The organism is Arthrobacter sp. FW306-07-I (genome assembly GCF_021800405.1).
Classification (GTDB): Bacteria; Actinomycetota; Actinomycetes; order Actinomycetales; family Micrococcaceae; genus Arthrobacter.
Window position 1 is genome coordinate 3,152,789 of the sequence record NZ_CP084550.1, and the last position, 20,330, is coordinate 3,173,118.

Annotated in this window: 20 protein-coding genes and 1 tRNA gene; 10 read left to right on the forward strand and 11 right to left on the reverse strand. The window is 66.9% G+C overall.

Translation table 11 applies throughout. The annotated features are described in order from the left end of the window. Positions 1-154 precede the first annotated feature (154 nt). The 4 genes from rplK to LFT46_RS14580 form a co-directional block, all read right to left on the reverse strand. On the reverse strand, positions 155-586 hold the full coding sequence (gene rplK, locus LFT46_RS14565; protein ID WP_018760472.1) for a 50S ribosomal protein L11: 432 nt from the start codon (positions 584-586) through the stop codon (positions 155-157). A gap of 128 nt (positions 587-714) precedes the next feature. Further along, on the reverse strand, positions 715-1,527 hold the full coding sequence (nusG, locus tag LFT46_RS14570) for a transcription termination/antitermination protein NusG (protein ID WP_236799122.1): 813 nt from the start codon (positions 1,525-1,527) through the stop codon (positions 715-717). A 112-nt stretch (positions 1,528-1,639) separates the two neighbouring features. After that, a complete protein-coding gene (gene secE / locus LFT46_RS14575; protein WP_056388913.1) occupies positions 1,640-1,924 on the reverse strand; it encodes a preprotein translocase subunit SecE in 285 nt (94 codons plus the stop codon). An 82-nt stretch (positions 1,925-2,006) separates the two neighbouring features. Beyond that, positions 2,007-2,079 (reverse strand) — tRNA-Trp (locus tag LFT46_RS14580). A gap of 276 nt (positions 2,080-2,355) precedes the next feature. Here LFT46_RS14580 and LFT46_RS14585 point away from each other — a divergent pair. Next, positions 2,356-3,573, forward strand: a complete 1,218-nt coding sequence (locus tag LFT46_RS14585) for a pyridoxal phosphate-dependent aminotransferase (RefSeq protein ID WP_236820183.1) — start codon at positions 2,356-2,358, stop codon at positions 3,571-3,573. A 172-nt stretch (positions 3,574-3,745) separates the two neighbouring features. Here the strand turns inward: LFT46_RS14585 and LFT46_RS14590 are convergent, their stop codons facing one another. Then, complete coding sequence (locus tag LFT46_RS14590) at positions 3,746-4,435, reverse strand: LuxR C-terminal-related transcriptional regulator (RefSeq protein WP_236799124.1); 690 nt, start codon at positions 4,433-4,435, stop codon at positions 3,746-3,748. Then, positions 4,432-5,796: an ATP-binding protein gene (locus LFT46_RS14595; protein WP_236799125.1), complete on the reverse strand. Its 1,365-nt coding sequence runs from the start codon at positions 5,794-5,796 to the stop codon at positions 4,432-4,434. The genes LFT46_RS14590 and LFT46_RS14595 overlap by 4 nt, the downstream gene beginning before the upstream one ends. A 125-nt stretch (positions 5,797-5,921) precedes the next feature. On the opposite strand from LFT46_RS14595, the gene LFT46_RS14600 reads away from it, so the two are divergent. From LFT46_RS14600 to LFT46_RS14620, 5 genes are all read left to right on the forward strand, one after another. Then, complete coding sequence (locus LFT46_RS14600; protein WP_236799126.1) at positions 5,922-7,682, forward strand: PspC domain-containing protein; 1,761 nt, start codon at positions 5,922-5,924, stop codon at positions 7,680-7,682. 1 nt (position 7,683) lies between these two features. Further along, a complete protein-coding gene (locus tag LFT46_RS14605) occupies positions 7,684-7,938 on the forward strand; it encodes a hypothetical protein (RefSeq protein ID WP_236799127.1) in 255 nt (84 codons plus the stop codon). Between the two features lie 3 nt (positions 7,939-7,941). Then, positions 7,942-8,199: a PspC domain-containing protein gene (locus tag LFT46_RS14610; protein ID WP_142133071.1), complete on the forward strand. Its 258-nt coding sequence runs from the start codon at positions 7,942-7,944 to the stop codon at positions 8,197-8,199. Between the two features lie 215 nt (positions 8,200-8,414). After that, positions 8,415-9,440, forward strand: a complete 1,026-nt coding sequence (locus LFT46_RS14615) for an ATP-dependent 6-phosphofructokinase (RefSeq protein ID WP_236799129.1) — start codon at positions 8,415-8,417, stop codon at positions 9,438-9,440. Positions 9,441-9,486: 46 nt separating this feature from the next. Continuing rightward, a complete protein-coding gene (locus tag LFT46_RS14620) occupies positions 9,487-10,203 on the forward strand; it encodes a GNAT family N-acetyltransferase (protein ID WP_236799130.1) in 717 nt (238 codons plus the stop codon). On the opposite strand, the gene LFT46_RS14625 is transcribed toward LFT46_RS14620, so the two are convergent. The 5 genes from LFT46_RS14625 to LFT46_RS14645 all read right to left on the reverse strand — a co-directional run bounded on the left by LFT46_RS14625 (position 10,165) and on the right by LFT46_RS14645 (position 14,887). After that, complete coding sequence (locus LFT46_RS14625) at positions 10,165-11,715, reverse strand: MFS transporter (RefSeq protein ID WP_236820184.1); 1,551 nt, start codon at positions 11,713-11,715, stop codon at positions 10,165-10,167. The genes LFT46_RS14620 and LFT46_RS14625 overlap by 39 nt on opposite strands. Positions 11,716-11,765: 50 nt before the next feature. Continuing rightward, positions 11,766-12,191: an ankyrin repeat domain-containing protein gene (locus LFT46_RS14630; RefSeq protein WP_236799132.1), complete on the reverse strand. Its 426-nt coding sequence runs from the start codon at positions 12,189-12,191 to the stop codon at positions 11,766-11,768. After that, positions 12,191-13,273 (reverse strand): CAF17-like 4Fe-4S cluster assembly/insertion protein YgfZ, encoded by a 1,083-nt coding sequence (gene ygfZ, locus LFT46_RS14635; protein WP_236820185.1) that lies wholly within the window; start codon positions 13,271-13,273, stop codon positions 12,191-12,193. The genes LFT46_RS14630 and ygfZ overlap by 1 nt, the downstream gene beginning before the upstream one ends. 64 nt (positions 13,274-13,337) lie before the next feature. Beyond that, positions 13,338-13,946: an FABP family protein gene (locus LFT46_RS14640; RefSeq protein WP_142133067.1), complete on the reverse strand. Its 609-nt coding sequence runs from the start codon at positions 13,944-13,946 to the stop codon at positions 13,338-13,340. Between the two features lie 173 nt (positions 13,947-14,119). Next, a complete protein-coding gene (locus tag LFT46_RS14645) occupies positions 14,120-14,887 on the reverse strand; it encodes a permease (protein ID WP_236820186.1) in 768 nt (255 codons plus the stop codon). 341 nt (positions 14,888-15,228) lie between these two features. Here LFT46_RS14645 and LFT46_RS14650 point away from each other — a divergent pair, with 341 nt between their 5' ends. The 4 genes from LFT46_RS14650 to LFT46_RS14665 all read left to right on the forward strand — a co-directional run bounded on the left by LFT46_RS14650 (position 15,229) and on the right by LFT46_RS14665 (position 20,286). Further along, on the forward strand, positions 15,229-15,927 hold the full coding sequence (locus LFT46_RS14650; RefSeq protein ID WP_236799136.1) for a winged helix-turn-helix transcriptional regulator: 699 nt from the start codon (positions 15,229-15,231) through the stop codon (positions 15,925-15,927). 33 nt (positions 15,928-15,960) lie between these two features. Continuing rightward, positions 15,961-16,929: a mycothiol synthase gene (gene mshD, locus LFT46_RS14655; protein WP_236799137.1), complete on the forward strand. Its 969-nt coding sequence runs from the start codon at positions 15,961-15,963 to the stop codon at positions 16,927-16,929. 130 nt (positions 16,930-17,059) lie between these two features. Continuing rightward, the gene (locus tag LFT46_RS14660; protein WP_236799138.1) at positions 17,060-19,309 is read left to right on the forward strand and encodes an RNA degradosome polyphosphate kinase; all 2,250 of its coding nucleotides are present in this window, start codon (positions 17,060-17,062) and stop codon (positions 19,307-19,309) included. A gap of 8 nt (positions 19,310-19,317) precedes the next feature. Beyond that, a complete protein-coding gene (locus LFT46_RS14665; protein WP_236820187.1) occupies positions 19,318-20,286 on the forward strand; it encodes an NUDIX hydrolase in 969 nt (322 codons plus the stop codon). Positions 20,287-20,330 lie beyond the last annotated feature (44 nt).

Below are 20,330 nucleotides of genomic sequence, written 5' to 3' on the forward strand. Positions count from 1 at the left end.
GTGGTCTGCGGACCGCGCTGGGCCCTGCCACAGTCGCCCAATCCGGTTCGTTATCCGGCCGGATGGCCAACATTTGAATTTTCTTGGTGCCGGTGTCCCGGCGGTGCCGCCCGTCGTCGTCAATTACCACGACGCTGGACAGCGGTATGGGGAATTAGCCCTCGACGGTGATGCCCATGGAGCGGGCGGTGCCGGCGATGATCTTCGCTGCGCCTTCGAGGCTGGTGGCGTTGAGGTCTTCCATCTTGGTGGAGGCGATCTCGTTGACCTGGGCCTGGGTCAGCTTGGCAACCTTGACGGTGTGCGGGGTGGATGAACCCTTGGCAACGCCTGCAGCCTTCTTGATGAGCTCTGCAGCCGGCGGGGTCTTGGTGATGAACGTGAAGGAGCGGTCTTCGTAGACCGTGATTTCCACGGGGATGACGTTTCCACGCTGGGCTTCCGTGGCAGCGTTGTACGCCTTGCAGAATTCCATGATGTTGACACCGTGCTGGCCAAGCGCAGGACCGATCGGCGGGGCCGGGTTGGCGGCACCTGCCTGGATCTGCAGCTTGATGAGGCCGGTGACCTTCTTCTTGGGAGCCAATGTAGGGTCCTTCTCTCAATAACGTCCTGGGGCACAGGAGCGTGCCTCAGGTTTTTGGCCGCCATGGCAAGGCGGCCGGCCGTTCCGGTGCCGCTAAGCGGGCGGCGCCGGGACGAATTCTAGGATTCTCAGATCTTGGTGACCTGGTTGAACGCCAGGGTGACGGGCGTTTCGCGCTCGAAGATGGAGACAAGCACCACGAGGGTCTGGGACTCGGGCTTGATCTCGGAGATCGTGGCGGGAAGGGTCTCGAACGGGCCTTCCTTGACGATGACGGACTCGCCGACCTCGAAGTCCACGGCCACGGGAGCCTGGTTCTGCTTGTTGACCGGCTTGCCCTTCTCGGCCTGCTCCTCTTCGAAGACAGGGGCGAGCATGGAGAAGACCTCGTCCAGGCGCAGCGGGACCGGGTTGTGGGCGTTGCCCACGAAGCCGGTGACGCCGGGGGTGTGGCGGACGGCGCCCCAGGAGGCGTCGGTCAGGTCCATGCGGACCAGGACGTAGCCGGGGATGCGGACGCGGTTGATCACCTTGCGCTGGGCGTTCTTGATCTCCACGACTTCTTCCATGGGCACCTGGATTTCGAAGATGTAATCTTCCATGTCCAGGGTCTGGATGCGGGTTTCAAGGTTGGCCTTCACGCGGTTTTCGTAACCGGCGTAGGAGTGGATGACGTACCAGTCACCTTCCTGGCGGCGCAGCTTGGCCTTGAATTCCTCGGCCGGGTCCGCAGCTGCACTGGCTGCCGCGGCGGCAAGGGCGTCGGTCTCTTCGTCACCGGCTTCTGCAGCGTCGGCAGCGTCTGCGTCGGCAACATCGGAGGCGGCGTCGTCGGATTCGGGCGCGGAGGACTCAACCTCGGACTCTTCGCCGGCTTCTGCCGTGACGTCCGGGGATTCTTCCAGCCCAGTCTCGGTTACCTCGAGCTCCTGCTCAGACACTTGGTCTCCTGCTTCCTCATTGCCTAACATGCCTATTTAAATGGCTCAATTCCGCACACCGGTGCATCCTTCCGGTTTCCCGGCGGAACACGCGGCCTGCGGACCGTGCAGCCTAGCTGTCCTTGGGACCGGTGCCGCCAAAGATCCAGCTGACAGCGGTTCCGAAACCTATGTCCAGCAGGCTGACGATGACCATCATGATGGCCACGAACACCAGCACCACGAGCGTGTAGTTGATCAGTTCCTTGCGGGTGGGGGCAACAACCTTCTTCAGTTCGCCGATGATCTGGCGGACAAAGAGTGCAATGCGGGCGAAGAAGTTTGCCTTGGCTTCCTTCTTAGCTGGGCGGCCCTTGGAGCTGCTGGCAGCTGTTTCGGTCACCTGGTCCTCGCTCATCTTTGCAATGGTGGATTACCCGGCCCTGATCAGAACCATGGTTGCTGCGCCTGCCCCGGGCTTTCGCCCGGAACAGCTTGCGCAGGGCAGACAGGACTCGAACCTGCAACCTGCGGTTTTGGAGACCGCTGCGCTACCAATTGCGCCACTACCCTATGGAGTGAATTGCACTCTGTGACGACCCAACACCAGCTTGAACTGGGGCACACGTCATCATCCGTGTTTCAACACCGGTGAACCAGTCTACGCAAGAACTTCGCGTAGGTAAAACCGGCCCGTTCCGACCCATCCGTCGCCGGGTCTGAAACCTGCTGCGCGGGGCAGTCATAAATCAAAACCGGCACCCCGGAGGGTCCGGTGAACAGCATAGAGTAGAACTCGTCGAATCCCACATTCCAGCCTCCCGGCTGCAAGCGAAGAACGGACCTGCCATGTCTGCCGCCCGCGTTTCCCAACGCATTTCCGCAATTGCCGAATCCGCAACCCTGGCCGTTGATGCCAAGGCCAAGGCGCTGAAGGCAGCTGGCCGGCCGGTTATTGGCTTCGGCGCGGGCGAACCCGACTTCCCCACCCCGGACTACATCGTCCAGGCGGCCGTTGAGGCTGCGGGCCAGCCCAAGTTTCACCGCTACTCCCCCGCCGGCGGCCTGCCCGAGCTGAAGAAGGCCATCGCGGAGAAGACCCTGCGCGATTCGGGCTACAAAGTGGACCCCTCGCAGGTACTGGTGACCAACGGCGGCAAGCAGGCCGTGTACAACACGTTCGCCACCCTGGTGGACCCGGGCGACGAAGTCCTCGTACCCTCCCCGTTCTGGACCACCTACCCGGAGGCCATCCGGCTGGCCGGCGGCGTCCCCGTAGAGGTCTTCGCCGGTCCGGAGCAGGACTACCTGGTGACCGTCGACCAGCTCGAAGCAGCCGTCACGGACCGCACCAAGATCCTGCTGTTCGTCTCGCCGTCGAACCCCACCGGCGCTGTCTACTCCCCGGAGCAGGTGGCGGAGATCGGCAAGTGGGCCGCCGCCAAGGGCCTGTGGGTGGTCACGGACGAGATCTACGAGCACCTGACCTACGACGGCGTCCCCTTCACCTCCATCGCCACGGCCGCCCCGGAACTGGGCGACAAGGTGGTCATCCTCAACGGCGTCGCCAAGACCTACGCCATGACCGGCTGGCGCGTGGGCTGGATGATCGGCCCCGCCGACGTCATCAAGGCGGCCACCAACCTGCAGTCGCACGCCACCTCCAACGTCTCCAACATCATGCAGATCGCGGCCCTCGCCGCCGTTTCCGGCCCGCTGACCGCCGTCGACGAGATGAAGGTGGCCTTCGACCGCCGCCGCAAGGCCATCGTGGCTGGGCTGAACGCGATCGACGGAGTGGAATGCCCGACGCCGAAGGGCGCCTTCTACGTGTATGCGGACGTCCGTGCGCTGCTGGGCAAGGAATTTCCGACGGCGTCCGGCACCGCCACGCCGCAGACCTCCGCCGAGCTCGCCTCGCTGATCCTCGACGAGGTTGAGGTGGCAGTGGTTCCGGGCGAGGCATTCGGTCCCTCCGGCTTCCTGCGCCTGTCCTACGCCCTGGGCGATGACGACCTCGCCACCGGCGTGCAGCGCCTGCAGGACTTCCTGGGCAAGGCCCAGTAGGACGCCCGCTCACTTTTCACAGGCAAAACCCAAACGCCCGCTCACTTCCTTAGGGAAAGTGAGCGGGCGTTTGGGTTTAAGCGACCAAAGGTGAGCGGGCGTTGGCGCTTAAGCCGCCAAAGGTGAGCGGGCGTTGAGGGAACGGTTGCCAAAAGTGAGCGGGTGTTCGTCGCTAGAGGAGGCGGCGCTCCGCGGCCCACTTGGTTAGTTCATGGCGGCTGGAGAGCTGGAGCTTGCGCAGCACTGCCGACACGTGGGTTTCCACGGTCTTGATGCTGATGAAGAGCTCCTTGGCCACCTCCTTGTAGCTGTAGCCGCGGGCGATCAGGCGCATGACCTCGAGTTCGCGGGCGGAGAGTTTGTCCAGTTCGTCGTCGGCGATGTCCGCGGGAGCGGTGCCGAAGGCATCCAGGACGAACCCGGCAAGGCGGGGCGAAAAGACTGCGTCACCGCCGGCCACGCGGAACACGGCGTCCGTGATTTCGGCGCCGGAGATGGTCTTGGTGACATAGCCGCGGGCGCCGGCTCGGATCACGGCCACCACGTCCTCGGCGGCGTCAGAGACGCTCAGGGCCAGGAAGCGCGTGGTGGACAGCAACGCGGCGGAACCGGCGATGACCTCGCGGCCGCCGCCGCCAAGGCCGCCGGGCAGGTGTACGTCCAAAAGGACGACGTCAGGCCGCTGCTCTGCGATGACGGCGATGGCCTGCTCCACCGTGGCAGCCTCCCCCACCACCTGGATGCTGGCGTCGAGGTCGGCTTTCAGTCCGGACCGGAAGATGGCGTGATCGTCGACGATGACCACCCGCACCGAGTTGGCCGGCCGGGCGCTTCCGGCACCTGTCCCCTGCGTCGTGTTCATGATTTCCCTTCCGCATGTTCTGCTGTAGCCGGCAGTCGAAGCCGGACCTCGGTGCCGTCCCCGGTGCTGAGGATGGCAGCCGAGCCGCCGTGGCGTTTCATCCTGCCGATGATCGATTCCCGTACACCCAACCGGTCCGCCGGTACATCGCCCAGTTCAAAGCCCGGCCCCCTGTCCTTGATGAAGATCTCTGCCTGTCCATCCGATGCCTCGAGGTAGACCGAGACCGTCCCGCCGCCGTAGCGTGATGCGTTGAGCATGGCCTCACGGCTGGCCTGGACCAGGGCTTCGCGTGCCTCGGTCATGGCGGCATCGCCAACGGTGACCACCTCCACGGCATGGCCCAAGAGGTCCTCCACCTCAGCGGCGACGGCCTTGATCCGGTCCGACAGCTGTCCGCTTTCGCGGCCCGCGTCCTGGAACAGCCAGCCCCTCAGCTCACGTTCCTGGGCACGCGCCAGGCGGACGACGTCGTGCTCGTTGCCTGCCCGCCGTTGGATCAGGGCGAGCGTCTGCAGCACGGAATCGTGGAGATGGGCGGCAATCTCCGCCCTTTCCGTCTCCCGGATCCTGCCGGCGCGCTCAGCTTCCAGGTCCCGCCAGAATTTCAGTGCCCACGGCAGCAGGACCAGCACCACACCGCCCAGCACGGCCACGGAGGCAAGCAGCGCAAGCCACGTCTGCTCCCACGATCCTGAGCCGGAGACCATCACCAGGACGCCGGCCACCACCAGGGCCAGTCCGGCGGCGAGCCTGCCCCACCCGCCGGCCTGGTCGGCCTTGGTCTTGTCCACCAGCCCGGCTCTGCGGGTTTCGTCCAGCTGCATCCACGCGATGGAGGCACCGCCCAGGACGGCGGCGGCGGGGATCAGCGTGCCGAGGGAGACGTCCACGCCCAGCAGTTGGGCGATCATGATGCCGGCCACCAGCAGGAGCCCACAGCCCAGGAGGATTTCCTTGCCGTACCGCATACCGCGCGCCCGGAACCATGGTGGGGCAGCGGACGCCCGGCCGTCCGCAACCGAACCGGCGGCACCCGAATGAGGTCCGCCGTCGGGCGCTGCTCCCTGCAACGGATCACCCGGAGTGCCCTGGCCCTGCACTGGATGGCTTACGGCGGGGGCAATGGGCGACGCCGGCCGGCGGGCATTGCGGCGGGCGGCCTCATCCGCCGTGGGAACCATGATCCACAGCCACGCGTAGAAGACCAGGCCTGCCCCGCCCGCGAAGGAGGCGAGGACCATGGCCAGCCGGACGTTCTTGACCGGCCAGCCCAGGTGTGCGGCGAGGCCCGAGCACACCCCGGCGATGACACGGTCGCTGCTCCGTGCCAGGGGCGGGCGCGCCGGGAGGGTTGTCATGGATCAATCCAAGCACGGATCAGGGTGGCCCGGACCGCATCCGGCCGGTTCCCGGGGACAGCTCAGGGACGGTTCAGGGTTTCCCCCAGTAGAGCGTGAACCCGGCCGGGCGGGAGGATCGAGGTATGAACTCGCAGACCCCCTCCCCCGACGACGAACACCCTGCCGAACACCTCCCTGAAGGGCCGCACGGCAAGGGCAGCGAGCAGCCCACCGAGCCACTGCCGTCTTCCGATTCAATATCTTCGGCCGGCGCGACGGATCCCTCCACCGCGCCCTCCGGGGGCCGCCCAATCGGGGCTTCAGACCCCATCGATCCAATGGCTCCGGACTATCCCTCCGCTGGCGGCCAGGCAGCCGGCCCGGGCAGCGGTGCTGCTCCGGGTCCGGGTGCTGGTCCGGGCCCTGGTGCCGGCTCCGGCCCTGACTACGCCTTCCACAACAACCCGGCTCCGGCTCCCTCAACGGACTTCTTTGGCTGGATCAGGAGCAACGGCATCTACCGGGGCAACGACCGGTGGATCGGCGGCGTGTGCAGCGGCATCGCCCACCGGCTGAATGTGGATCCCATCATCATCCGCGGTGTCTTCATCGTCCTGACCCTCCTGGCCGGTATCGGCGTGCTGCTCTACGGCCTGGCATGGGCCTTCCTCCCGGAACCGGACGGCAGGATCCACGTCCAGGAAGCCGGCGCCGGGCGCTGGTCCAGCGGCATGACGGGCTCCCTGATCGCCACGGTCCTGGGACTGACGGGCCTGGGCGGAGGCTTCTGGGGGTGGAACCATAACGGCCTGAGCGGCCTGCTGTGGACCGTGTTCTGGGTGGGAGGTGCGATCTACCTGGTCTACTACCTTTCCCAGCGCAACAAGGCCCACCCCACCATGGCCGGGCACGGATCAGTCCACGGAACAACCCAACCCTCGGGGCACTCAGGCACGGGATACACGTCGTCATTCTCCGCCGGCACGGCTTCAGCCCCGGCACCTGGACAATCTTCGGCGCCTACGTCCGGCAGCGGGGCGCCCACCTATGGCAGTGGGCCCACGTATCCCAGTGGCACGGGGCCCAGCGCCTACGGCCAGGGCGGTTACGGCAGCGCAGGCACGGGCACCGGCAGCGGGTATGGCGGCACGTTTCCCAGTAGCGCGGTCCCTGGCGCGGGTGTGCCCGGCGGCAGCACACCAGGCGGACCCGGCAGCGGTGTCCCCGGCGGAGGCAGCTACCCGGCGCCCTGGGTCCCGCCGCGGCCGCCTAAGCCCCGCCCGTCCGGTCCCGGCGCCCCGGCCGTGGCCATCGCAACCGGCTGTGCCCTGCTGGTGGGCGGTGGGCTCAAAGCGCTGGACGCCGCCAACCTCATCAGCCTGGGCGGGTCTGCCAACGCCATTGTGTGGGCCAGCGCAGCCGTAGTCCTCGGCCTGGGCATCCTGATAGCGGGGCTGCGCGGCCGGAGCGCGGGCATCCTGAGCCTCTTCGCCGTGATCGCCCTTGTCACCGGGGGCGTCTACAACACCGTGGATGACGGCCGGATGCGTTTCCAGCAGGTGGACTGGAACCCGGCAAGCATTGAGGAGGCGCGCGGGGGCATCGACATCACCGCCGGCCGGGGAACCGTGGACCTCACGGACCTGTCCCCCAGCGCCCCCCTGACCTCCGACGTCGTGGTTCCCCTGGACGTCACCGCCAGCAACGTCACCGTGGTCATCCCGCACAACCTGCCCGTGGACATCAAGGCGGACATGACCATGGGGAACCTGAACGAGGTAAGCGGCCAGCGCGGCGGTACCACCACCCGCGAAAGCAGCTACAACACGGACAGGCCCGGCAACCACCTGGTGGTGCAGATCGACGGCACCTTCAGCAACGTCACGATTCAGGAAGGCAACTGACATGGACAGCAGCAACATTCCGACGGCGGAACCGGACACCGGGGGCCCGGCACCTGCCAGGGTGGGAACGGTGGTGTGGGGACTGATCGTCCTGGCGCTGGCCGTGCTGATCCTCGTGGCGCAGCTGGGAATCATCACCCTCAACGGCACCTACGTCCTGATCGGCCTCATGATCGGAGCGGGCGTGGCCCTGGTGGTCGGCGGCCTGCTCTCCGCCCGGAAACGTGACAACGAACCAACTACAGGGAAGTCTTGAACCATGGATAAGTTCTTCAGCATTGTCAGGGGCTTTGGCCTGAAGCGCGGCCCGCAGCGCTGGCTCGGCGGAGTGCTGGGAGGCATCGCCGCACAGCTCAACGTGGACGTGGCCTACGTGCGCATCGCGTTCCTGCTGTTCTGCCTCCTCCCCGGACCCGCCGTGATCTTCTACCTCCTGGCCTGGATCATCATTCCCGACCAGCGCAACGAGATCCTGCTCCAGACGTTCCTGGACCGCCGCTCGCTCAACCGGCCCTGAACGCTCGCTGAAACGGACCCGGCTTCCACCCGCCGGCCAAGGCCCCTGCCACCGCGAATGCTTCGCCAGGCAGGGGCCTTTTGCTGTTCTCCGCTCCCGGACAGCGGGCCCTAATGTAACCGGTTTGTGTCGTACCCCACACACCCCACTACACTTCTAGGTGAGCTCAGCGTGGCGCTCTGCCTGTAAACCTTCTCCCAGGATTTGAGCCGAACATGAAAATTGGAATCCTCACCAGCGGTGGCGACTGCCCCGGATTGAACGCCGTCATCCGCGGCGCCGTGCTGAAAGGCATCGCCGTCCACGGCCAGGAATTCGTCGGATTCCGTGACGGTTGGCGCGGCGTGGTGGAGGGCGACATCATCGACATTCCCCGCACCATGGTCCGTGGCATCGCAAAGCAGGGCGGCACCATCCTGGGCACCTCCCGCACCAACCCGTTCGAAAACGGCGGCGGCCCCGAGGCGATCAAGGCCCACATGGACCGGCTGGGCATCGATGCCATCATCGCCATCGGCGGTGAGGGAACCCTTGCTGCGGCCAAGCGCCTGACCGACGCCGGACTGAAGATCGTCGGCGTCCCCAAGACGGTGGACAACGACCTTGACGCCACCGACTACACCTTCGGTTTCGACACCGCAGTGCAGATTGCCACCGAGGCCATCGACCGGCTCCGGACTACCGGTGAATCCCACCACCGCTGCATGATCGCCGAAGTGATGGGCCGGCACGTGGGCTGGATCGCCCTGCACGCCGGCATGGCCGCCGGCGCCCACGCCATTCTCATCCCCGAGCAAAAAGTCAGCATTGAGCAGATCACCGAGTGGGTCAAGGAAGCCCAGCACCGTGGCCGTGCGCCCCTGGTGGTGGTGGCCGAAGGGTTCGTGCCGGAGCACATGGAAAGCCCGCACTCCGAGCGCGGCCTGGACACCTTCGGCCGGCCTCGCCTGGGCGGCATCGCCGACCAGCTCGCCCCCGAGCTCGAAGCCCGGACCGGCATCGAAACCCGAGCCACGATCCTGGGCCACATCCAGCGCGGCGGCGTCCCCTCCGCCTTCGACCGCGTCCTGGCCACCCGGCTGGGCATGGCCGCCATCGACTCCGTGGTGGAGGGCTACTGGGGCACCATGGTGGCGCTGAAGGGCACGGACATCCGCCACGTTGCATTCGAGGAAGCCCTGGGCCAGCTCAAGACCGTCCCGCAAAACCGGTACGACGAGGCCGCGGTCCTGTTCGGTTAGGCCTGTCCTGTTCGGCTAAGCCTCCGGCCCGCCCTAGGCTGGGACCATGACACTCGATCCCGGCTCTGCGGCCATCATCCAGCTTGCGTGGGCGCGCCGGCTGGGCCTTGACGACGACGCTTTCGGCGATGCACTCGCGTCCGGGAACCGGATTGTCCGCGCCGACGAATCATGCCGCACGGTGGAGTTCGTGCGGCTGTTCGGGAGTTCGGCGCTGGTGGGCCCGCAGAGCGTCATCGATGCCGCTGAGGACATTCCTGATGAGGAGATGGCCCACCACGTCACGCTCCTGAAACTGACCAGGGACCGTGGCGGCCATGGGCTGGGGTCGGCGGCTCTGTTCTTCGCGGACGACTTGCCGCTGCAACAACCGTCCGAGGAACTGACCGTCTCGCACGGCAACCCGGAGGCGATCGAGCTGGAGGGGCGCTGCCCGCCGGACGACGTCAACGAAGTGGGCCTTTCCGACCTGGAGAACCGCTTCACCATCGTGCACCAGCTGGACGGCAGGCGCGTTCCCCTGGCCTGCGGTGCCTACGGGGAATGGGAAGGCCTGCTGGCCAATATGGGCGTGCTGGTGGATCCCGAGTGGCGCCGGCAGGGCCTGGGCTCGCTCGCCGGATCCATCGCGGCCCACGAGGCACTCGCCGCCGGACTGACCCTGCAGTGGCGCGCCGACGTCAGCAACACCGGGTGCCTGGCACTGGCCCGAAAACTTGGACTCTCAGCCGGCGGAATCCAGACCAGCGTCCACCTTCGCTGACGCTTGGCCGCCCTGGCCGTGGCTCTCCCCGCCGTGCTGGCCCTGGGTGCTCCAGCCCTGGACCGGCTGGGGCTTGGCGAAGAACAGTGCCACCGCCGCCCCCACCAGGATTACCCCGGCGGGCAGCAGCATGGACTGGCCCATCGCCGTCGAGAATCCACTGTGGAGGAACTCGGGCAGCGGGCCGCCCATGGCAAGGCCTTCGCCCGCGGCCCCGCCGGGACCACCCGACGGAAGTTCGGCGGCGAGCCGGGACTGGATCAGCACAGCGATGGCGGCGCTGCCCAGGACCGCGCCGATCTGGCGGGTGGTGTTGTAGACACCCGACCCGGCACCGGCCTGGCGCGGGGGCAGGTTCCGGGTGGCCGTGGTGCTCAGCGGGGCCCAGATGCCGGCGTTGGCAAAGCCCAGCACCGCGCTGGGGAGCAGGAACATCAGGATGGGCGTGTCGGGCTGCATCAGTGCGGAGTTCCAGAGCAGCGCGACTGCCATGAGCACCAGGCCGGTGGCCGTAATGAATTTCGGGTTGACCCGGTCCACCAGCTTGCCCACCACCGGGGCAAGGCCACCGGAAACCAGCGCCATGGGCACCATCATGAGGGCCGACTGCGTGGGGGTGAGGCCCCGGACCAGCTGGTAGTAGAAGATCAGCGGCAGGCTGAAGGCAGTCACGGTGAAGCCCACGGTGGTGATGCCGATGTTGGCGAGCGAGAAGTTCCGGTCCCGGAAGAGTCCCAGCGGCAGCAGCGGCTCGCCCTTGTTGAACCGCTGCCAGAGGACGAAGGCGGCCAGCACCACGATGCCGGCTATGATCAGGCCCCACACGCTGATGGGTCCAACGATGGTGCCCCAGTTGTAGGTTTCACCCTCCTGGATGCCGAACACCAGCAGAAAGAGGCCGACGGCGCTGAGCAGCACGCCGGGAATGTCGAACCGGTGCGGGTGCGTGCTGAGGGCTGGAACGTTGCGCAGCGCCAGGATGAAGCCCACGACGCCGATGGGCACGTTGATGAAGAAGATCCACTCCCAGCCAAGGCCGTCCACCAGGACGCCGCCGAGGATGGGGCCCACCAAGGTGGCCATGCCGGCAGTTGCACCCCAGACAGCCATGGCTGAACCGCGGCGGTCCTGCGGGAAGATGCGGGTGATCACGGCCATGGTCTGCGGGGTCATCATGGCCGCGCCAAGGCCCTGGAGGACGCGGGCGGCAATAAGGATCCGGACGTCACCGGACAGGCCGCACCACAGCGACGCGAGGGTGAAGACCACCAGGCCGGTGAGGTAGAGCTTCTTGGGCCCGAACCTGTCACCCAGGCGGCCGGTGATCAGCAGCGGGACGGCGTAGGCCAGCAGGTAGGCGCTGGTCACCCAGATCACCGAGTTAATGTCGGCGTGTAGGCCTTCCATGATCCGGGGGTTGGCCACGGACACGATGGTGGTGTCGATCAGGATCATGAAGAACCCGATCACCAGGGACCACAGGGCCGGCCAGGGCTTTTCTACGTTTTCCACTCGGTCATCCTTTTGAAGTTATGGCCGTGCCGCGCGGGCACTTGGTAAGGCTAGCCCAGCAGGTCCAGGATCTCCGTGCGGGCAAACATTTGCGCCGCGGCCCGTGCCGATGGCGCACCGGCGTCCGGATCCGCGCCGGCGCGCAGCAGGACCCGGGCCACGTCCGTGTAGCCCTTGAATGCCGCTCCGGCGAGGGGCGTCTGTCCCCGGTCATTGGCGGTGTTTGCGTCGGCCCCGTGCTGCAGGAGCAGCTCAACGGTGCCGGCGTGGCCATGGTATGCGGCCAGCATCAGCAGGGAGTCCCCCGCAGCGTTCGTCATGGTGGCGGGGGCGCCGGCGTCCAGGTAGGCACCAAGCAGCGCGTTGTTTCCTTCACGCGCAGCCTGGAAGAGCGCATGCGCCAAAGCCAGCGCGTCGTCGTCGTGTCCTTCCGCTGCCTCCGCCCCAATGTGGACGGGCGTGGTGTTCTCGGTCATCAGCGTGGCCCCCTCAGGAATCCGGTCTGGCGCCCCACAACCTGGCCGGCGTCGGGGGCGACAATCAGTTCCTGGGCGGCCGGATACGGCTCGTCGCCGTCCAGGACGGTCAGTATTTCATCTGGGGCAACGGAACGCTTTATGACCGCCAGGGCCACGGGCCCCATCTCGTAGTGCTGTGCCACGGAGGTCACCGCTCCCACTTTTCGCTCTCCCGCCAGGACCGGGCTGCCGGCGGCGGGCAGGGTGTGCTGCGAGCCGTCCAGCTGCAGGAACACCAGCCGGCGCGGCGGATGGCCCAGGTTGTGGACGCGGGCGACGGTTTCCTGCCCCTTGTAGCAACCCTTCGCCAGGTGCACGGCCGTGCGCAGCAGGTCCAGTTCGTGCGGGATGGTCTTGTCATCGGTTTCGGCGCCGATCCGGGGACGCCAGGCAGCGATGCGCAGGGCTTCCGCGGCGAGCACGCCTGCCAGCGCGCGTCCGCTGACAGCTTCCTCCAGCTCGGCGGCGGGGACGAGGTACTCGAACCAGGGACGCTCCACGCCCGGGTGGTGCTCCTCCGAGACGGTGGCGTAGGAGTAACCCCCGGCTCCCACGTGCGGCCACGGATCCTGCCAGGCAAGGTAGCCGGACCATTCAGGAACTGCCCGGGTGCTCCCCACCACGGCCCAGTCCGCGGAGACGTCGGCGATCTCCACCCGAAGCATGAACTTCATCCGGTTAAGGTACTCAGCAAGGGGCGCGGCCTCCGCTGCCTCCACGATCAGCCAGGTGGTCCCGCCGTCGTCAACCACCCGGGCATCGAAGTCGATGCGGCCCTGGACGCTCAGGAGCAGCAGCTCGCTGGACTCGCCGGGCTTGAGGGCTGCCACCTGCTGCGAGGACAGGGTGTTGAGCCAGCTCAGCCGGTCCGGCCCGGTGACGGTGACCACGCCGCGGTGGGAAAGGTCGACGACGGCGGTTCCGGCTGCGAGGGCGCGCTGCTCGCGCAGCGGCTCACCGTAGTGGGCGGCGACACCGGCGTCAGGGCCGGCGGCCTCTACGGCGCCGGGGCGCGACAACAAAGGGCTGGGCGTAGTCATATGAAGTAGAAGTCCTTGGCGGTCAGCGGTATTCCGGATTTCCGGAATCGGGGTGAAACCCTGCTCAGGAGACCCGGTGCAGGAACGCGGAGGCGTGGGCCTCAAGTCCCTTGCCGGCTTCTCCGCCGGTGGCTACGTCCCACCGCCACAGCAGGTTGCCGTCCACCAGCCCGAAGATCCGGGTGGCGGCGCTGTAGTCCTTGGAGTGGCTGCCGCGCATCACCATGTCGGTGGTGAGCTGGATCTGCGGGCCCTTGATCTGGCCGTAGTACAGCTCCGAGATTCCGCCCGGGTGCGAGATGGACACGGAGATGTCGAAGCCTCCGTCCTTGTTGCGCAGCGCTTCCACCTCGTCGGCGCTCTTCAATACCGGCACGATGTCTGCCGGCACCAGGCCGGGACCGCCGTCGGCATCCAGCTGCTTGCGCTCCAGCGCCCAGAACCCTGTCTCGACGGTGAGCGGCCGCAGCCGCGTCCCTTCGTCGTCGGTCAGCCAGCTCTCCGCACGGTACTGAAGGTACGGCAGGCCGTTGTGGGTGAAGGAGACGTGCTGCAGGAAGTGTTCGGAATCCTCGTCGCCGCTGCCGAGCCGGCCGCGGCCCTCCCACTCACCGATGAGCCAGGAAAGCGGGACGAGTTCAGGCGTCAAGTCTGTAGGAATCTCAATGGGCATTGGTCTTACCTCCAGATGCGGCTGGCTCCGGAAAAGGGGTGGCTACTTCTGGCCCTTGAAGAGGCGGTAGACCACGAAACCGGCGAACCAGGCCATGGACAGGCTCGCGATGCCGAGCAGGACAAGGAAGAAGATTTCAAAAGCAAGTACGGACATGGTGCCATCCTAACCCGTTAGTAGATGAGTAGTTTGTCTATGAAGTAGGCGAGGGATCCCACAGCCGACACCGGGGCAAGGCCCATGCCCAGTGCGGCGGGGATGTTCAGTGGGGCGCCGCGAAGCGTCGCAAGACGGCGGAAGCTGGCCAGGACCGCGCCCACCACCACGCCGAAGATCGCGGCCGGCAGGACGGCGATATCGGACAGAACCAGTCCCGCGAGCGGACCTGCCAGTCCCGCAAGCACCACTCCCAGCGGAGCAACGATGCTGTCCGGCCAGCGGATGAGCCCGGCAAGCAGGGCCACTGCCGCGCTGATGGCCGCCACCAGGAGCATCTCGCGGACCCCGTTGAAGCGGGCGCCGGCAATCCAGCCGGCGCCGAGGCAGGACAGCAGCACGCCCGCGCAGCATCCGAGGGTGGATTCCAGCCGCTGCGCCTGGCCGGTACCGCGGATCAGCTGCACCACGAAGACAGCCATCATCCCCAGCGCCACAAATGTCGGCGTCCAGTCCAGGTACCCCGGGGCCGGGGCCAGGGCGGCGGCCACTGCCGAGGCTGCACCGGGCAGGGCGATGACGGCGGCGAGGGTCTTCTTGGCGGGGATGCGCAGGAAGTGTGGCCACCCAATGCCCACAGCCGCGGCGATTACGATGCCGACGGCGACGAGCGCCTCCGGGGACGCGTAGACCCCGGCGATGATGGCGATGAGGCCGGCGATCCCGACGACTCCGACGCTCCAGGATCCAAGCGAACGCACGGGCGCCTGCAATTCGGCCGTCATGTGCGGCCCGGCCTGAGGTTCGTCCGTGCACTCACTGCGCTGCTTTCCCATCCTGGCGTTCGGCCGGAAGGCTGGTCCGCCCCCTCATGGCAGGGCTGGTCAGCCCTGGTTCAATCCTGCCTTATATGAACCGCATATGTCGCAAATCGAGCCTCTCCACGGCCGCAATCTGTGGCCGGGAGGGACCTGCCGGGTATACTCAAGGTTCAGCTACGCTCCCTGCTGAGGTGGCTGGCCGGCGGCGCGCTGACGGTCCACAAACCTCCTGCAGGCAGCCAGTACCGGCCGGTGAGAATCCGGTTCAGTCGCCCAATGATGCGCGGACGGCCCTTGGAGGAACAATGTCGCACATCCTGTTACTGACCAACAGCACCGGTTCTTCGGTGGACATCCTGCCTGCCCTCGAGTTGCTGAACCACCGGGTCCATATCCTGCCCGCCGAACCCACGGCCCTGCTGGAAACGGACCCCTGCGACGTCGTCCTGCTGGACGCCCGCAAGGACCTGGTGGGCGCCCGTTCCCTTACCCAGCTCCTCAAAGCCACCGGCCTCAGCGCCCCGCTGGTGCTGATCCTGACCGAAGGCGGCATGGCCGCAGTCTCGTCGGCCTGGGCTGTTGACGATATCGTCCTTGATTCCGCCGGCCCCGCCGAGGTGGAGGCCCGCATCCGGCTCTCCGTCGCCCGTGCCGTCCCGGAGCAGGAAGACGCGCCGACCGAAATCCGCGCCGCCGGCGTCATCATCGATGAAGCCAGCTACACGGCCCGGGTAAACGGTGCGCCGCTGAACCTGACCTTCAAGGAGTTCGAGCTCCTCAAGTACCTGGCGCAGCATCCCGGGCGTGTCTTCACCCGCCAGCAGCTGCTCACCGAGGTCTGGGGGTACGACTACTACGGCGGCACCCGCACCGTGGACGTCCACGTCCGGCGCCTGCGGGCCAAGCTTGGGGCGGACCACGAGAACCTCATCAGCACGGTCAGGAACGTTGGCTACCGCCTCACCCTGGTCCGGCAGCAGGAAGACGAACTCACCGAAGCCTGAGCCCCGTCCGCCGTCGACGTATAGCCTTGGCTCATGACTCCAGCGCATCCGCAGAAGTGGCCCGTCCATGTCGTCCGTGGCGGAGTTGACCAGCAACTCCTGAAAGACTGCCGGGACCTCCTGGCCGCCGCCGAGGAATCGGACGGCAACCCGTCCATTTCCGAGCAGACCCTGGTGACCATGCGTGCCGGGGACTCCGCGGAGCACACGCTGCTGACACTGGCGCTGTACGCGCCGGACGAGGACTCCGATCCCGCCACCGCCCAGGACCTGGCAGGCTTCGCCGTGGTGGTTGAAGAGCCCGACGGCAACGGCGTCCTGGAAATCGCTGTCCATCCCTCCTACCGGAACCAGGGCGTGGCGGACCGGCTGGTCGGAGCGCTCAAGGAAGTCCGCGGCTTCGACGGGCTGAAGGCCTGGTCCCACGGGAACCACGAGGCCGCTGCCGACCTTGCCGCACGCTACGGCTACGCGCCCATGCGCGAGCTGTGGAAAATGCGGATGACGACGGCGGGCGCGGACCTGCCCGACGCCGGCCTCCCGGACGGGGTGGCCATCCGCACCTTCGTGCCGGGCAAGGACGAGGATTCCTGGCTGGCTGCCAACCGCGCGGCGTTTGCCCACCACCCGGAACAGGGCAACCTGACCAGGGCCGACCTCGAGGCGCGCATGGCGGAAGACTGGTTTGATCCTGCCGGATTCTTCCTGGCCGAGGACCGGGACGGCCGGCTGCTGGGCTACCACTGGACCAAGGTCCACCCGCGGCATGGTGCGCACCCCGCCATCGGCGAGGTGTATGTGGTGGGAGTGACGCCCCAGGCGCAGGGCATGGGCCTGGGCAAGGCCCTGACGATTGCGGGCATCAAGCACCTCCGTGACGCAGGGTTGAGCGCCGTCATGCTTTACGTCGACGCCGACAACAGCGCAGCGGTGGCCCTGTACCGGCGGCTGGGTTTCACCCGGTGGGACATGGACGTCATGTATGGGCCGGCTGCGGGCTGAACAGGGCGACCCGGCGAACGCCGTCAGCGCGTAAAACAAGGGCCGTGCCCTCGGTGAATGCTTGTAAGGTTGAGAAGGAACCGCGCGGGGCGGAAGCGCCGGCACCAGAGCGCCAGCAAAAGGAGCAGCCATGAACCCGGAACCTTCCGGAACAGCCACGTCCCAGGATGTTGCGGTGCCCGTCAGGGCACGCTTCGGCTCCTCCGAGGTACCGGCATCCAGGGCTACCCAGGACCGCATTGACATCCCGGAGTTCGCACCGAACCTGCAGCCGGAAGGCGACATCCGCCCCGACCGGTTCCTGGACCGCGAGCTGAGCTGGCTCGCCTTCAATTCCCGGGTGCTGGAGCTGGCCGAGGACCCCACCCTGCAACTTCTGGAGCGCGTCAACTTCCTGTCCATCTTCGCCTCCAACCTGGACGAGTTCTTCATGGTCCGCGTGGCCGGCCTCAAGCGCCGCATCGCCACGGGCCTGGCGGTCCCCTCCCCCGCCGGGCTGAGCCCCGTCGAGGTGCTGGAGAGCATCAGCGAGGAAGCCCACCGGCTCCAGGCGCGGCACGCCCAGGTGTACGCTGACCAGATCCGGCCGGCGCTGGCGTACGAGCACATCCACCTCATGCAGTGGGATGAACTGGACGACACAGCCCAGCAGCAGCTCAGCGTCATGTTCGCGGAAAAAGTCTTCCCCATCCTGACTCCCCTCGCCGTTGACCCGGCGCATCCCTTCCCGTACATTTCCGGTCTGTCGCTGAACCTCGCCGTGGTGGTGAGGAACCCCGTCAGCGACAAGGAACTCTTCGCCCGCGTCAAGGTCCCGGACCAGTTGCCGCGGCTGATCTCCATCGACGGTCCCCGTGCCGGCGCGGTGCCGGGCCGGGTTGCCCGGTTCATCGCGCTTGAGGAAGTCATCGCCGTCCACCTGGACAAACTGTTCCCGGGCATGGAGGTCCTGGAGCACCACACGTTCCGCGTCACCCGCAACGAGGACGTGGAGGTGGAGGAGGACGACGCCGAGAACCTCTTGCAGGCCCTTGAGAAGGAACTCCTGCGCCGCCGGTTCGGCCCGCCCGTCAGGCTTGAAGTCACCAACGACATCAACCCCAACATCCGTGCGCTCCTCATCCGCGAGCTGGGTGTGGAGGAATCCGAGGTGTACTCGGTGCCGGCTCCGCTGGACCTCCGGGGCCTCTCAGTCATTGCCGGCATCGACCGGGCCGACCTGCACTACCCCAAGCATGTTCCGCACACCTCCAGGTACCTGAACGAGTCCGAGACCTCCAAGGCTGCGAACGTGTTCGCCGCCATGCGGCGCCGGGACATCCTGCTGCACCACCCGTATGACTCGTTTTCCACTTCAGTCCAGGCGTTCCTGGAACAGGCTGCGGCGGACCCAAAGGTCCAGGCCATCAAGCAGACCCTGTACCGCACGTCCGGCGACTCCCCCATCGTTGATGCCCTGATCGACGCTGCCGAGGCCGGCAAGCAGGTCCTGGCCCTGGTGGAGATCAAGGCGCGCTTCGATGAGCAGGCCAACATCTCCTGGGCCCGTAAGTTGGAGCAGGCCGGCGTGCACGTTGTCTACGGCATCGTTGGCCTGAAGACGCACTGCAAGCTTTCGCTGGTGGTCCGGCAGGAAGTGGACGGGCTGCGCCGCTACTGCCACATTGGCACCGGCAACTATCACCCCCGCACGGCGCGCTACTACGAGGACCTGGGCCTGCTGACCGCCAACGAGCAGGTGGGCGAGGACCTCTCCAAGCTGTTCAACCAGCTCTCCGGCTACGCACCGAAGTCCACCTTCAAACGGCTCCTGGTAGCCCCCCGCTCCGTCCGGTCGGGACTCATCGACCGGATCGAGACCGAGATCCGCAACGCCCGGGCGGGAGTGCCGGGGCATGTCCAGATCAAGGTCAACTCCATGGTGGACGAGGCAATTATCGACTCGCTCTACCGCGCGTCCCAGGCGGGGGTCAAGGTGGACGTGGTGGTCCGTGGCATCTGCTCGCTGCGTCCCGGCGTTCCAGGCCTGAGCGACAACATCACCGTCCGTTCCATCCTTGGCCGGTTCCTGGAGCACTCGCGGGTGTTCGCTTTCGCCAACGGCGGCGATCCCGTGGTGTACATCGGTTCCGCGGACATGATGCACCGGAACCTGGACCGCCGGGTGGAGGCCCTGGTCCAGCTGGCCAGCGCGGACGACATTACCTACGTCCTTGACCTCATGCGCCGCTACATGGCGCCGGAAACCTCCAGCTGGCACCTGGACAACGCGGGCCACTGGACCCGGCACCACCTGTCCGAGGACGGCAAGCCGCTTGAAGACGTCCAGTCCTGGCTGCTGGCATCCCGGCCGCGGCAACGCAGCCTGAGCCGGCGATAGGCAGCCGCGTGTCGAGCGATGCACTCGTAGCTGACCAGACTGACCACCCAGGGGAACCCGTAGCGGTCACCGCTGCGGGTGCCATCCCGTGGCGGATCAACAAGGACAGCCTTGAAGTCCTGCTGATCCACCGGCCCCGTTACGACGATTGGTCCTGGCCCAAGGGAAAGATCGACGCCGGCGAGACGGTCCCCGAGTGCGCTGTCCGTGAGGTATGGGAGGAGATCGGCCTGCGAGCGCCGCTGGGCATACCGCTGCCGCCCATCCACTACCACGTGACGTCGGGCCTGAAGGTGGTCCACTACTGGGCGGTAAAGGTCAACGGCACCACCTTGGTGCCGGACGGCAAGGAGGTGGACAGCGTCATGTGGTGCGCCCCCGAAAAGGCCGCCCGCCTGCTGTCCAACCCGTCCGACGTCGTACCCCTTGAATACCTGCGGGACGCGCACGAACGGGGCGCGCTGGACACTTGGCCGCTGCTGGTGTTGCGCCATGCCAAGGCCAAGCCGCGCTCCTCCTGGAGCAAGGCCGAGGGCGAGCGACCGCTGGCAGCCACCGGCACCCGGCAGGCGCAGGCTGTCGGCCGGCTGCTGCAGGCGTGGAAGCCGATGCGCATCGTCACCAGCCCGTGGCTGCGCTGCGTGGCCACCGTTGCTCCGTACGCGCGGGCCACGGGGGCCAAGGTGAAGCTCGCTGAAGGCCTCACCGAGCACAAGCACCAGCGCAGCCCCAAGAAGACGGCCGCCGTCATCGAGTCCCTGTTCGACAAGCAGAAGCCTGTGGTTGTCTGCACGCACCGGCCTGCCCTGCCGACGGTGCTGAAGCAGCTGGCGGAGCACATGCCGTCACACCTTGCCAAGCTGCTGCCGGCGCGCGAGCCGTACTTGTCACCAGGCGAAGTGGTGGTCTGCCACGTGGCCGTGGGCGGCAGGAAACGGGTCGTGGCGGTGGAGCAGTTCAAACCCTTCGATGACTAGGTTTTGCCTTCCGGCTTGACCCAGCCGATCCGGCAGCTTTGACT